General features: G+C 66.4%; 1 protein-coding gene. It reads right to left on the reverse strand.

What is annotated here, in order from left to right:
- Positions 1 to 277: hypothetical protein (locus SB775_RS29050; RefSeq protein WP_410864675.1), on the reverse strand; the 277-nt coding region annotated here is incomplete at both ends.

Below are 277 nucleotides of genomic sequence, written 5' to 3' on the forward strand. Positions count from 1 at the left end.
GTCGTCGCCGCCTTGTGCGCCGCATCCGCTTCCCCCTGCTTCTGCTGGATGAGGGCGATCGCCTTGTCGGCGTCGTCCTGCGCCTCGCGCAGTTCGCCCGCGTAGGTGAGCAGGGCTGCCGCTGTCTTCGAGTACCGGTCCTTGGCCTTGCCGATGTCGTCGGCGGTGTCCTTCGACATCTCCTGCAGCTTCGAGACCGCCTGCGAGCGGTAGCCGGACATGTCGTGGATCTTGTCGAGCTCCTTCACCGAGCGCTGGATCGCCTCGCCGATCGACT

This window comes from Peribacillus sp. SIMBA_075, from assembly GCF_046534585.1.